The organism is Mesobacillus harenae (assembly GCF_013343715.1).
Classification (GTDB): domain Bacteria; phylum Bacillota; class Bacilli; order Bacillales; family Cytobacillaceae; genus Mesobacillus_A; species Mesobacillus_A harenae.
The window spans coordinates 63,592-76,821 of the sequence record NZ_JABUNR010000005.1 but is presented as its reverse complement, the minus strand read 5'-3'; the positions used below and the strand labels follow the sequence as shown (position 1 = coordinate 76,821).

Here is a 13,230-nt window from a genome sequence, read left to right as displayed (position 1 = left end):
GTAAAAGGACTGATCACTCGATCTGTCTTTTTTTATGTCGTTTTGCAATGCAACAACGTATTTGAATTTACCTTTCCTTATAATGGAATCACGGCAGTCGTCCGAATCAGCCAAGCATTCGGACTCGCGGGAGCCCATATCCTGCTTAAGCTGTCCGAATCATGAGACTTTCACTTGGAAATTAAAAAATAATTGGAAGCCAGTAATAAATTAGCAGGGTAATGACTATAAGAGAAATAATATTGAGCCAAAAGCCTGCTTTGATCATATCACTCATGTTGATGTAATCCGAGCTAAATATGATAGCATTTGGTGCGGTTGAAATCGGCAGCATAAATGCGCAGGAGGAAGCTAATGCAGCAGTAGCCATCAGCCCATAAGCTTCGATTCCTAAGGCAGCAGAGAGCCCAACCGTAATCGGAATGACCATGTTGGAAACGGCAGTATTTGACATAATTTCTGTTAAAAACAGAATGATTGCACCTAAAAGAACGATCAAAATAAAATAAGGGAAATTATTTAACAGCGAAAGCTGCTCGCCAATCCATTCAGTAAGCCGAGAGTCCTTAAAGGCAGATGCCAGTGCAAGCCCCCCGCCAAATAACAGCAATAAGCCCCAAGGAAGCTGAGCAGTATCCTCCCACTCAAGCAACCGTTCACCTGATGCTTTTCCAGATGGCAGAAAAAATAGTAAGAGTGACCCGAAAATAGCAATCATTGAATCATTAATGCTTTCAGGCAAAAATCCGCCGAAGACCCATAGGGAAGCCGTGATCAAAAATACTATTGCTACTAGTTTTTCTTCTAAACTGAGTGGTCCAAGTTCTCGAAGTTCTTGCCTGATAAAATCGGATTCTAATGGAGTATTGATTTTTACCGGGAATAGGACTCTAGTCATATAAAAATAAAGAATTACCAGCAATAAAAGCGACAGGGGGAGCCCAAACATAAGCCAGTCTGTAAACGTAATAGTTCTGTTGAGCAATTTAGAAGCAATTGCCGCAAAGACAGCATTGGGTATTGATCCAATGAGTGTTGCAAGTCCGCCAATCGTAGCTGAGTAAGCGATTGTAAGTAATAATCCTTTCCTAAAACTATCAAGGTTTTCTGCATCCATCAATTCTTCCTCATCAATCTGCTTTATAAGTGCCAGGGCAATCGGAAGCATCATAAGGGTGGTAGCCGTGTTGTTAATCCACATTGACATAAACGAGGTTGCCAATAACACACCAAGGATAATCCGGTTGCTTCGCGTGCCTATTACACACAGGATCGACAAAGCAATCCGTTTGTGAAATTTCCATTTTTCAATAGCAATGGCAATAATAAAGCCGCCCATATACATAAACACTACAGGATTTGCATAGGCAGAAGCAGTTGAATCACTGTCGAGCCCTCCTGAAACCGGCAGTAAAATCAGCGGAAGAAGTGACGTGGCCGGGATTGGCAGCGCCTCACTTATCCACCATACTGAAACCCAGACAGTAGTGGCAAGAACTGCTCTTGGCTCTTTCTCAACGCCGTCCATCAGCATTAAAATAAGGTAAAATCCAAGCGGACCCAGCAATAAACCAATAAATTTAGATTGCGTATAGATGTTTAAAAAGGCCATCATTTTCTCCTTTTTCTCTATTAATATGAATAAAGAGAGAGTTCTAGACTAGCAATTTGTATTAATTAGATAGTTTGATAGGGTCAGGGTACTAGGCCCAATAGATCTCGGCCTCAATTTAAATGACCCAAACTCAATCCTTTATCAAAAAATTGTCTGGCATATATAAGCTAGAGGAAAGAAGAAATCTGAGGAAGAAGGAAGAATCTCAAGAAATCTTAAAAATACTAGTTAAGCAACATAAATCAGTGTGTTTTTCATTGAATGAACCTTCCAGATAGAGTGCATGGACTAGGTAAGAATTCGGTAAAAATTAGGACTATATCCTTTTATGTAATCGATTAGTACTAAAGTATAATTTTATGAAAAAAATAAAGGGGAATGGCCTTTTTCATTGAATATTATCGTAAAAAAACCGAGTGGGTGTGAATCAATGAATACCAGAGCAATTATTAATGAGGGAATTCCTATTATGCAGATGGAAACAAAGTCTTATTTTGATGGAGGGCTTTTGCAATTTATTACTTGGACCGTACTAGGAGTATTGGTTACAATTTTTAGTTTTGGTCTGTTTTTCCCCTGGGCATTTACCATGATTTACGGTTGGAAAGCAAAGCATACGGTAATTGAAGGCAGGCGTCTAAAGTTTACTGGTTCGGCACTTGGGTTATTTGGCAACTGGGTAAAATGGTGGATCCTCTGTATAATTACCTTTGGGGTGTATAGCTTTTGGGTTTTTCTCGCTCTGGAAAGATGGAAAACCCGCCATACACTTTTTATCGATTAAATGTGGTATTAAATAAAGTACGATCCACGCATTCACTACTGGCCGGGGGGAAAACCCTGGTTTTTTTTGTTTGTATAATTCATAGGGAAAACGGGTCTGAAAAGATTATGAATTTTCAAAGATATTAAGGGTAAAGGATAAGTAATTCGAATTAATGACAAGATAAATTACAGGAGGTGATTGCAGATTGTATGTTGAAAAGTCAGAAGAGGAACTGAAACAGGAATTAGGCCTATATTTAACAGACCTTAAGACAGAAACGGCGAACTCAGATCTAAGATTCAGCAAGAAGAAAGAAAATAACGAAGAAGTTCCAAACAACTAGTTGTATTTTGAAGGTTGCAACAGCCTAAGCTCATCGGAGGAATCGATGGGCTTAGGCTGTTGCAATTTAGGTGTCTCACGGAAGTATAGACTTTCCATCCGAAGAAGGCATGGGTTGGTGTTCCACCCAGTTATGCTTAATTTGCAGGTGTAAACCATCTTCAGCATAAAGGCTGCTTTCTAAAGCCAGGCGGTTAAATGAGTTAGTTAAGTCTCTTCTCTGGCACAGTGAGAAGGCAGTTCCATAATTCCGCATTCCATTTTCATTCAGTACTGCGATGCAGTACATTGCTAATTTATCAGAAAATATTTGGGTTGTGGAGGCTGTTACTTGATTGTCCTTGATATCAGAGAAGGGCAGGTTTTCCTGTGAGAGGATGTTATGAAAGATATCTATATGTTTTACTGCAATCTCCAAACCTCTTTTGAAATAATCACGAGCATCTTTTGTTTCTGCTGTTTGGGTAAAACCGGTAAATAAAGCTTTCCCAACAGCATTAGCTTGCGCATTTTGATGCAGTGCCGCAACCTCCAAAGCCGTTAAACTGTGCTTGCTTCCGAACCATCCTGCAAGAAAGCCTTGCTTTATTACATATTGTACTTTTTCCGGTGCTTCCGAGAGCAGAGGGAGCATTGTCATTCCTTTTTCAAGCATGAGCTGCACTGCCTGATTAAATAAGTTTGAAGTCTGATTAATACATTTACTGAAAAATCCCCTAACATCGTCCCGGTAAGAGTTGGACAAGGCAAGGGAGTAAGATTTGAGTCCATTCTTTCCAAACTGTTCTAGGAACCGTAAATAAAATGGATCCGTGTATAGACGCGGGGAATTGAGTTTTACATCGTGTTCATTGAAGCCATCGGGAACCGGAATATTCTCCAGCTCTAACGTGTGCTGAATTTCCTGAACATGTTCCAGTGAATAGCTCATCGACAGGGACAGGAGTGATTTAATCTCTTCATCTTCAATGTGGGTTAAGAAATGCTGAAAAATACATATACTCATGGAATCTTTCATATAACTTACCCATAAGAAACTTGCTTCACTGGAAGTTAATTTCATTAAATGATCGTTTGTCATTTGGAAATCCTCCATATTGCTTTTAGTTAGTTTTTTCAAACTGCACTGGAACTATGCAGTAAAAGAAAGGAAGGCTAATTATTTTGGTGCACGAGAAAGTGTCACTTTGCTATCTGGGTGAATATCCTGCTAAGGCAAAGGAGGGATTAAGATGTATTATTATAATAATTCACATGCGCTACAGGGCTGGAGTCAGGAAGGTGAGAATCTTCGAAATGTCCAAAGCGTCTGTAACAAGTATATGAACTATCATGTGCTTGCACAAATGAGAGATGGTTCACAAATGGAAGGTATTATTCAAAATGCAGATGAAGACGGCGTTATCATGCTCGTTCCTGAAGTAGTTGAAGAAGATGAAAGCCGCCAGTACGGAGGCTACGGAGGATATGGTGTTCCTGGAGGTGGCTACGGAGTCCCAGGCGGTTATGGCGGCGGGCGGCGGAGGTACCGCCGATATCGGAGACGCCGGTTTCCTTATGTTCAATTTGTGTTTCCCTTCATTCTTCCATTCCCGTTTTATTGAGATGGAGCATGCCTATTTGACTATAGTCAAATAGGGCATGCTTTTTGTCTTTATGTGAGGTTTGAATTTAATAGGGGGTATGCTCAATATGTTTAGACAGTTGTAATTCTGGGAAAAGGTAATCAGGTCTGTTTTTAGGAAGTCTTTTTTTGAAAATATCCAGAAATGAACGTAGCAATTTTAACATTTCTTCATATATTTTAATTAAGGAAATAATTGGACAATGTTCCATAAAAAATTAAATTAATACGCTAATTATAGAATATAAATCTCCTAAAATTTTAACTATTTTGATATAATGGAAGTATGAAAAGATTAGTAACATAACCTTATCTTATACGGTCATCCATCCCGTGAACACCTATTGTAAACACCCGCAAAAAGGACGTGATGCCATTTTGAAAAATAAACCTCTAGCCACACTCATTTCTTTGGTGCTAGTCCTTGGAATAACAGGATTTGCACTGTTCCATTCAAATTTTCTCAAAACCAATGAACTGCCAGATGATATGCTTACGGTTCAGCTTGAAGCTGCTAAACCTGACTTGGTGAAACATGAAAAGGAAGTGCTTAGCACTGTAAAAAAGTCCAAACCAGCTGAAAAGACTGAGGGGACTGTAGCATTAAAACAGCAGATCGCAGTACCAAACAGGATTACACAGGAAAATGGAAAACTGATTTTAAATGAAGATCACTTGAATATTGTCGGTCTAGGAGACAGCCTTACCGTAGGTGTCGGCGATGTTACTAAGCTCGGGTATATTGGGCATTTTCGTTCCCATCTTGAAGTAGAGGATCCAACTGTCCAGCTTTATAATTATGGGAAAAAGGGTCATGATACATCAGATATGCTAAAGAGGCTTAAAGACCCTGCCGTTAGAGGTGCAGTCGAAGGAGCCGATGTTATCTTAATGACCATCGGCGGAAATGACGTCTTTAAAATCGTTAAAAATCATTTCCTGAATCTTGAAATGGAGCTGTTTCACAAACAGGAAAAGGTTTATACCGAAAATTTAGACAAGATCTTGCAGACAGTACGGGAGCTTAATCCTGATTCGCAAATTTATTATGTAGGCCTGTTTAATCCTTTCTTTGAAGCATTTCCTGGCATTAATGAATCAAATCAAATCATTGACAGTTGGAATGAGTCTTCTCAGAGAGTTTTAAGCAAATATGAAAACACGAGTTTTATCCCAATCCAGGACTTATTTGAAGCAAATACCGGAAGCTTGCTTGCAGGTGATTTCTTCCATCCCAATGAGCAGGGCTACAAACTGATTGGTGACAGAATTGTAAACAATGCAGCGCTTGGATTGCCATTGGAAAGATAAACTTTTCGAAAAGAAGCTGTTTTCAGCTTCTTTTTTTGCTGTTTAGGAAACCATAAAAGTTCTAAGTTTTAGGTAGAGTGCGGCTGTAGCTGAAATTAACATCCAAGTTTAACAGGGATTTTTCTTTATCAATCCCCCCAAAAAAGTGAAAAGCTTCGAATAGTATAAAGGCAACAGAAACATCAGGGAAATTGGAGGCTTACAAAATGCTGTTAGAAAGAATCCAAGGCTGGCGAAAGCAAGTCCCTTCGGTCAAAGATTTGAAGGAACGAAAAATCGAACAAGTAATTAATTTTATAGAACTAAAAAAGGAATCTCTTAAACAAGTAATACATACATTTCAAACAGTTGATGGTTTATTTCTGTGGGAAGTGAATAAAAAGTTAAACATAGTGGCTAGAAGAGGGATTTCACAATCTGATTTGGCTAAAGGAAAAATCACCATTGTTCTATCGAGAAAAACGACTAGCGTAATAGCTACTCCTGACGAAAAAAGAAGAATTGAAACAGTAGTGAATCAGCTTGAAGGCTTTGAAAACCTTAGACTCCGTCACTTTTTTGGATATAGAACTTCTTACAAAGAAAAAAAAGTGTTTAGAGAAGTAACTAGATGGATCGAAATTGAGATAACGTGAGATGAGCCTTCCTTTCCAGAGGAGGCTTTTCTTTATGGGAGAAAAAGTTCAATAGACTGTCTTTAATTTCGGCCAAATTATAACAATATCAAACTAGATGTATCATTAATAAACAGAAAACAGCTGGTTAAAATCACATAGATTAAAAAAATATTGGGATTTTTATAAACCTATATCTGGTGGGCTTTTCAATATTTTTAGAGAGCGTTTTTGTATGTCCGGTGTAGTGTCAGAAATACCGAATTAATAGAAAAGTCCGGCCTTTATTGTTACAATGAATTAATACCGAACGGATGAACGGGGTATAAATTCCTATAAAAATTTTTAGAAATATGTTATATTAATATTTAAAAAATTCTACTAACTGTAATTTAGGGAAGGTGAAACAATGACAACAGAGTTAACGATCAACGATAATAAACTTCCATTACGACGAGATGTAAAGATGCTAGGGAACATATTAGGAGAGATTTTAGTTCACCAAGGCGGAATTGAACTGCTTGAAAAAGTCGAAAAAATCAGGACAATGTGTAAAACACTTCGAAATGAAAACGAACATGAAACGTACGATATTTTAAAGCGTGAAATTGCAGCTCTTGATTCACCAATGAGAAAACAAGTCATTCGAGCCTTTTCGGTTTATTTCCACTTAATTAATGCCGCCGAACAAAACCACCGGATCCGCAGGCGCCGCGAATATCATCTCCAAGCAGATGGCAAGGTTCAGCCTGGATCAATTGAGAGCGCAATTATTTCACTAAAGGAAAATGAAATCACTCCAGAAATAATCCAAAATGTTATAAATACCGTCTCACTTGAACTAGTCATGACGGCTCACCCTACAGAAGCAACCAAACGGTCCATTTTGGAAATTCAAAAGAGGATTGCCGATATTTTAAAAAGCCTCGACAATCCAATGCTTGCTAACAAAGAACGCAAAAAGCTTCAGGAAAGCCTTTTTAATGAAGTTACTGTTTTATGGCAGACGGACGAGCTGCGTGACCGTAAGCCGACTGTTATTGACGAAGTCCGGAATGGTTTATATTATTTTGACCAGACTTTATTTGATGTGCTGCCTGATATCCATCAGGAAGTTGAGGATTGCCTTGAAGAACATTACCCGGAACGCGACTGGGAAGTCCCCAATTTCCTTCGGTTTGGATCATGGATCGGCGGGGATCGAGATGGAAATCCTCATGTAACTTCAGATATTACTTGGGAGACTCTCCAAAAGCAGCGCAGGCTTGTTCTGAAAAAGTATAAAGCCGTGCTGGTCGAGCTGATGAAACGCTTCAGCCATTCGACTGCAAGAGTAAATGTAAGCGGTGAACTTCTCCAATCTGTAGAAGCTGGTGAAGCGAGGTACTTAAAAGAAGATCAAAAATGGCCTGTTGAGGCTGAAGTTTACCGCCGCCAATTTGCGATTATCCTAGAGAGGCTCAAGCAGGTTGGGAAAACCGAAGCAGGATATAAAACATCCGAGGAGATGCTGGAGGATATCCAATTAATTCACCGGAGCACTTATCAGCATCATCCCACTCACCATGAGTTAAAAACTCTTCAAAAACTTATTCGCCAAGTGCAGCTATTTGGGTTCCATTTAGCAACGCTAGACATTCGTAACCACAGCGGCGAGCATGAAACTGCGATAGCGGAAATTTTCAAAAAGGTCCGTATTTCCGAAGATTATACTTCGCTTACTGAAACAGAGAAAATGTCTCTTTTAAATAAGCAGCTGCAGGATCCAAGACCACTGTTACTTATGCATTCCGATTATTCAGCAGAAACACAGGAAATACTCAATGTGTTCCAAATGATAAAAAATGCCCATGATGAATTTGGCAAAAGATCTATTTCCGTCTATCTTATCAGCATGACCCAGTCTGCAAGTGATTTGCTAGAGGTTCTTCTCCTAGCTAAGGAAGCAGGAATTTACCGTCTTCACCCTGATGGGACTGCTGAAAGCGACCTAAACGTGGCACCACTGCTTGAAACAATTGATGACCTGACAGCGGGGCCGGAAATCATGGAAACTTTGTTCAATATGCCAGTTTACCGTGAACATTTGCAGCAGTTAAACAACCAGCAAGAAATCATGCTTGGCTATTCCGACGGCAGCAAGGATGGCGGAACATTAACGGCGAACTGGAAGCTGTACAAAGCTCAGGTTGAGATTCATAAAATGGCCAAAAACTATGATATTGCTCTTAAGTTTTTCCATGGCCGCGGCGGTTCGCTCGGCAGGGGAGGCGGCCCGCTAAACAGGAGCCTTCTGTCACAGCCGGTCGAAACGCTTGGAGACGGAGTGAAAATTACGGAGCAGGGCGAAGTTCTATCCTCCCGCTACTTGCTAGAGGATATTGCCTACAGAAGTCTTGAACAGGCAACTTCTACCTTGTTAAGAGCAGCTGCCCATGTGTCGAAAGAATCAGAGCAAGGCCATATCCGTGATGAGCGATGGGTAGAGGCAATCGAGGAAATGTCATCCATTTCACTAACTAAATATCAATCACTCGTGTTTTCAGACCCAGATTTCATTACCTATTTTAATCAGGCTACGCCATTAAAAGAGCTTGCAAGCCTGAACATTGGATCCCGTCCAATGAGCAGGAAAAACAGCAATTCACTTGAAAACTTGCGTGCTATTCCATGGGTATTTGCCTGGACACAGAGCCGTCAGCTTCTGCCAGCCTGGTATGCAGCAGGTTCAGGTCTTGAAAGCTTTGCTTCAAAAGGTTCGGAAAATATTAAGCTTTTACAAGAAATGTATGAGGAATGGCCTTTCTTCCGCTCTACTATTGATAACCTGCAAATGGCTTTGATGAAGGCGGATATTACCACAGCGAAGGAATATACGTCATTAGTCGAAGACCCAAAAGTCGGTGAACGTATATTCACGAACATCGTTGAAGAATATAACAAAACAAAAAACATTCTTTTAAGCATTACAGGTGACGAAGAGCTGCTGGATCACGCTCCGAACATTAAGGACTCTGTTTATCGCAGAAATCCGTATGTCGATCCACTAAACTTCATCCAGGTGGAGCTCATTAACGAACTTCGTCAACAGGAAGAACCTGACGAAGAACTCTTTAATCAAGTGTTATTAACAATCAGCGGCATTGCTGCAGGATTGCGCAATACAGGATGATATAATAAAGAAGGTAGAGTTGGCTAAGTTTAACTTAGCCAGCTCTATTTGTTTGGAGATCTTTATTGCTGGCGGCGGGTGGAGTGTTTTAGTCAGCAGGTAATGTCTATCTATTCTACTGAAGGAAAAAAACCATTTCTCCATAGGTTATTCGAGAATACCAATAAATGTCCTGCGGGAGAACGGGCCACGGTGAGCCCGGAGAACGCTATATTGCCGAGAAGGCCCGCCCGCCGCCACGACCCACGGCAAATGAAACCCTGGAGAGAAAATTAACGCTCGTGTATAAGTGAGTCACAGAAAAAAGGCTGAAACTTTAACTCTTGGAAAAGTTTTAGCCTTTTAATTTGTAGAGCCTTTTTTAGTGGCATCCACCACTGTGCGCCAAAGAGACACCCGGAGTTGCCTTCGGAAAGCGATCGGTTGGACTGGAAATCAACAGCCAAGTTAAACAGAGTACTTTCTTTTAATATAGCTGGGTAACTGCCTGGTCTAACCGTTCTGTCTGAATAGTTATTGTAAAGCGGTGATTAATGTGTCGAGATTTTTCTTCATTAAGCTAAAATAGTCCTCATTATTATTAATATCTTCATCAGTAATAGATTCTAGATTACTTAACATTAAGGATTCTGCTCCTATCTCCTTTTGGATAATCTCAGAAACTTTTGGAGAAACATTCTTTTCAAAAACTACATAATCAATATTATGTTCTTTCGATTCTTCAATGATTTTCGCCAAGCCTCTTTGGGTTGGCTCGTGGCTAGGAGATAACCCAGCAATAGGGATTTGGACGATACCATAGCGCTCCTCCCAATACCCATATGCGGCATGGGAAACTAACAGATATTTAGAGGATGACGCTTCAATCGCCACTGAAAACTCCTCGTCAAGTTCCTCGAGTCTATTTCTAAGGTTGTTAAAATTCTCTTCGAACACTCTTTCTTGTTCAGGCAACCGTTCAATTAGAGAATTTTTAATGTTATTTGCGAGTTTGATTGCAAGGATTGGGTCAAGCCAAATATGGGGGTCCTTATCTCCAGTGCCGTGTCCGTGGGCTTCTACTTCCTCATGTTCCGGGTCATCTTCAGAGCGAGCTTCTTCTTTCCCATGATCCTGCTCCTCCTCATGTCCGTTCTCTTCTTCAGAATGAGCTTTTTCCTCCTCATGTCCGTGCGCGTCTTCATGACTAAGTTTAGTCTTTAAAAGCTCTATTTCCTCTGCTGCCTTTACAATTTTCACCTCTTGCTTCTTTAAAGACTTGACTGCCTTATCTGCAAAGCCTTCGATACCAGCGCCAGTATAAATGAACAGATCAGCATTTGCCAGTTTGACCATATCCTTTGTGGATGGTTCAAATGAATGTGCGTCAACGTTCGGCGGGTAAATGGATTCAACCTTAACAAAATCTCCGCCAATTTTTTTCGCGAAATCCTCAAGAGGGAAAATAGTTGTGTACACCGTTAACTTGGTGCTGTCATCTTCATGCCTACCCGCATTTTTATCTAATCCATTACATCCAGCAAGAAACAAGCTTAGGATGAGTATTAAGGCTGTTAATAGTGATGCTTGTTTCAATAGAATGCCTCCAATCAAAATTTTATTATTCTATTTTTGCAAAAGAGGGGAGGGGATCAACTAATAATGACCAGTCAGAACGTAATTCAGCCTCTATTAAAAGACAGCCGTCGAGGGTTTCCTCAATTTCGTTCCGATTCATATCTATACCAATTAGCACGAGCTCTGTCACCCTGTCTCCATATATAGGATCCCATTTTTCAAGTAGTTCAGGATAATCAGGGAGTACTTCTTGTTGTTCTTTTTCAGGCAGTGCTGCTATCCATTCGCCGGCACTCTGAATGGTAATGTTTGGACCAGCCTGCGAGAGTAGTCCTGTGAGGTTATTTCTGGACGCCAGCCAGAAGAAGCCTTTAGCTCTGACAATATCGACAGGCCAGTCTTCCATCCAACTCATTAGCCGTTCCGGATGAAAAGGAACCTTTCTTTTATAAACAAAGGAAGAAATGCCAAATTCCTCTGTCTCAGGTGTATGTTCTTCATTTAATTCTTTTATCCAGCCTGCTCCCTCGCTTGCCTTTTCAAAATCGAAACTGCCTGTATTTAATAGAAGTTCAAGGTTCACTTCAGATTTGACCGCAGGAATAATTCTGGCTTCGCTGTTTAGCTTTCGTAATAGAGAGAGAAGCTGGTCTGTAGCCTCTTTTTCTAGCAAATCTGTTTTGTTTAAAATAATGACATTAGCAAATTCTATCTGGTCAAGAAGTAAATCAGATATATCACGAGTATCGGTTTCATCTGTACCTTGCTGCCGTTCAAGCAATGTTTCCCCAGATACATAATCTTTCCAGAAGCTGCTTCCGTCCACAACAGTTACCATTGTGTCTAAGACACATTTATTAGTCAAATCAATGCCAAGTTCCTCATCAATATATGTGAAAGTTTGGGCGACAGGAATGGGCTCACTAATCCCCGAGGATTCAATGACGATATAATCAATATTCCCTTCGTCTACTAAGCGCTCGACTTCCTTCATTAAATCATCACGCAAGGTACAGCAGATACAGCCGTTTTGCATCTCAACCAATTTTTCTTCCGTCCTTGAAAAACCTCCATCTTTTATAAGCCAGGCATCGATGTTAACCTCACTCATATCATTTACAATGACAGCAACCTTAAGGTTATCTCTGTTAGATAGAATATGATTTAATAAAGTGGTTTTCCCAGCTCCTAAATATCCGCTTAATACTGTAACAGGTACTTTTTTCATTCAAACATTCCTCCTAGTATGATTGACCTTTTTTCAGCCGAATTATGAATAAGGATTGAAACTTTGGAGAATAAAACTCAATTAAAAGACAGGGACTTTCGCGATTTTTGTGTAAATTCATTTTGTTCAGTATCACATTACCGGCAATTAATTAAATCGTAATGATTACGTTTTGAATTATAATTGAAATCTCGAAAGAAGTAAATTATTTTCGTAATGATTACGATTTATCTTTTTGGCTAGAAATTAGAGTAGGAAAGTTGGGGGGAGGATGAACATAGAATAGGTGAAATAATTTACACATAAAAGTCTTTACAAAAATAGAAGAAATAAATATAATACAAATCGTAATGATTACTATTTGAAAAAAGGAGGCTTTCCTATGCGTGTTACTATTACCTTAGCCTGTACTGAGACAGGAGACCGTAATTACATCACAACGAAAAACAAACGTACAAACCCGGACAGAATCGAGCTTAAAAAGTATTGTCCCCGGTTAAAAAGGCGGACGCTTCATCGGGAGACAAAATAAGAAACAAGCATTCATGTATGAAAGAGTGCTTATTTCTCTCTAGTAGGTGATTTTCATGTATCGATGGACAATAATTGGAGGAGGTATTCAGGGGTGTACTCTGGCTATCTCCTTATTGAAGTGTGGCAGGGTAAAACCTGAACAAATGGCTGTCATCGATCCATATGATGAGCCTCTATCAAATTGGAAAAAAATACGAAACGAATCTGCATGCCTTATGAAGGATTTACACTGGATTCACCCATTGATAGAGGAAGAGGAGCTTCCTTGCGTAGAGTGCGGTTTTCCTGTTATTTCTTCAAATCTTGAATGGACAAAAGGTTTATACGTAATGGGTGCTCTTTCTGAACTGGAAATTGGACCAACAGCCCGTAATATATCCGGAGCTAAAACAGCCTCTCATAGAATTGTTAGTTCTATTTTTTGAGGGAAATTCTTTAAGGTATTCGTGTTGTTTGATAAATGAAGT

Annotated in this window: 12 protein-coding genes; 8 read left to right on the top strand and 4 right to left on the bottom strand. The window is 39.8% G+C overall.

The genetic code is table 11. The features are described from left to right. Positions 1–181 precede the first annotated feature (181 nt). The gene (locus HRJ06_RS07760; protein ID WP_242035162.1) at positions 182–1,615 is read right to left on the bottom strand and encodes an SLC13 family permease; all 1,434 of its coding nucleotides are present in this window, start codon (positions 1,613–1,615) and stop codon (positions 182–184) included. Positions 1,616–2,045: 430 nt separating this feature from the next. Here HRJ06_RS07760 and HRJ06_RS07755 point away from each other — a divergent pair, with 430 nt between their 5' ends. Continuing rightward, positions 2,046–2,399 carry a DUF898 domain-containing protein gene (locus HRJ06_RS07755; protein WP_242035161.1) on the top strand — a complete coding sequence of 118 codons (354 nt, stop codon included), beginning with the start codon at positions 2,046–2,048 and terminating at the stop codon, positions 2,397–2,399. A 187-nt stretch (positions 2,400–2,586) separates the two neighbouring features. Next, positions 2,587–2,724: a hypothetical protein gene (locus HRJ06_RS07750; protein ID WP_174731419.1), complete on the top strand. Its 138-nt coding sequence runs from the start codon at positions 2,587–2,589 to the stop codon at positions 2,722–2,724. 75 nt (positions 2,725–2,799) lie between these two features. Here the strand turns inward: HRJ06_RS07750 and HRJ06_RS07745 are convergent, their stop codons facing one another. Then, a complete protein-coding gene (locus HRJ06_RS07745) occupies positions 2,800–3,804 on the bottom strand; it encodes a DUF3231 family protein (protein ID WP_174731416.1) in 1,005 nt (334 codons plus the stop codon). A 151-nt stretch (positions 3,805–3,955) separates the two neighbouring features. Between HRJ06_RS07745 and HRJ06_RS07740 the strand changes: the two genes are divergently transcribed. From HRJ06_RS07740 to ppc, 4 genes are all read left to right on the top strand, one after another. After that, positions 3,956–4,327, top strand: coding sequence for a hypothetical protein (locus tag HRJ06_RS07740; RefSeq protein WP_174731414.1), 372 nt, complete (start codon positions 3,956–3,958; stop codon positions 4,325–4,327). A gap of 398 nt (positions 4,328–4,725) precedes the next feature. Continuing rightward, positions 4,726–5,658 carry an SGNH/GDSL hydrolase family protein gene (locus tag HRJ06_RS07735; RefSeq protein WP_174731411.1) on the top strand — a complete coding sequence of 311 codons (933 nt, stop codon included), beginning with the start codon at positions 4,726–4,728 and terminating at the stop codon, positions 5,656–5,658. A 206-nt stretch (positions 5,659–5,864) separates the two neighbouring features. Continuing rightward, the gene (locus HRJ06_RS07730; RefSeq protein ID WP_174731408.1) at positions 5,865–6,293 is read left to right on the top strand and encodes a hypothetical protein; all 429 of its coding nucleotides are present in this window, start codon (positions 5,865–5,867) and stop codon (positions 6,291–6,293) included. Positions 6,294–6,681: 388 nt separating this feature from the next. Beyond that, entirely contained in the window at positions 6,682–9,444 is a 2,763-nt protein-coding gene (gene ppc / locus HRJ06_RS07725; RefSeq protein ID WP_174731405.1) for a phosphoenolpyruvate carboxylase, read from the top strand. A 513-nt stretch (positions 9,445–9,957) separates the two neighbouring features. Here ppc and HRJ06_RS07720 read toward each other — a convergent pair. Both HRJ06_RS07720 and HRJ06_RS07715 read right to left on the bottom strand, forming a co-directional pair. Continuing rightward, entirely contained in the window at positions 9,958–11,019 is a 1,062-nt protein-coding gene (locus HRJ06_RS07720; RefSeq protein ID WP_174731402.1) for a metal ABC transporter solute-binding protein, Zn/Mn family, read from the bottom strand. Between the two features lie 25 nt (positions 11,020–11,044). Beyond that, positions 11,045–12,229: a GTP-binding protein gene (locus tag HRJ06_RS07715; RefSeq protein WP_174731399.1), complete on the bottom strand. Its 1,185-nt coding sequence runs from the start codon at positions 12,227–12,229 to the stop codon at positions 11,045–11,047. A 382-nt stretch (positions 12,230–12,611) separates the two neighbouring features. On the opposite strand from HRJ06_RS07715, the gene rpmG reads away from it, so the two are divergent. Together rpmG and HRJ06_RS07705 are read left to right on the top strand one after the other, a co-directional pair. Then, positions 12,612–12,761, top strand: coding sequence for a 50S ribosomal protein L33 (rpmG, locus tag HRJ06_RS07710; protein ID WP_174731396.1), 150 nt, complete (start codon positions 12,612–12,614; stop codon positions 12,759–12,761). Between the two features lie 55 nt (positions 12,762–12,816). Next, positions 12,817–13,188 (top strand): hypothetical protein, encoded by a 372-nt coding sequence (locus HRJ06_RS07705; RefSeq protein WP_174731393.1) that lies wholly within the window; start codon positions 12,817–12,819, stop codon positions 13,186–13,188. The last annotated feature ends 42 nt before the right edge of the window (positions 13,189–13,230 follow it).

Excerpts from the sequence above, each read along its gene's own strand:
- HRJ06_RS07760 (WP_242035162.1), bottom strand. The coding sequence starts at position 1,615 with ATGATGGCCTTTTTAAACATCTATACGCAATCTAAATTTATTGGTTTA.
- HRJ06_RS07755 (WP_242035161.1), top strand. The coding sequence starts at position 2,046 with ATGAATACCAGAGCAATTATTAATGAGGGAATTCCTATTATGCAGATG.
- HRJ06_RS07745 (WP_174731416.1), bottom strand. The coding sequence starts at position 3,804 with ATGACAAACGATCATTTAATGAAATTAACTTCCAGTGAAGCAAGTTTC.
- HRJ06_RS07740 (WP_174731414.1), top strand. The coding sequence starts at position 3,956 with ATGTATTATTATAATAATTCACATGCGCTACAGGGCTGGAGTCAGGAA.
- HRJ06_RS07730 (WP_174731408.1), top strand. The coding sequence starts at position 5,865 with ATGCTGTTAGAAAGAATCCAAGGCTGGCGAAAGCAAGTCCCTTCGGTC.
- ppc (WP_174731405.1), top strand. The coding sequence starts at position 6,682 with ATGACAACAGAGTTAACGATCAACGATAATAAACTTCCATTACGACGA.
- HRJ06_RS07715 (WP_174731399.1), bottom strand. The coding sequence starts at position 12,229 with ATGAAAAAAGTACCTGTTACAGTATTAAGCGGATATTTAGGAGCTGGG.
- rpmG (WP_174731396.1), top strand. The coding sequence starts at position 12,612 with ATGCGTGTTACTATTACCTTAGCCTGTACTGAGACAGGAGACCGTAAT.
- HRJ06_RS07705 (WP_174731393.1), top strand. The coding sequence starts at position 12,817 with ATGTATCGATGGACAATAATTGGAGGAGGTATTCAGGGGTGTACTCTG.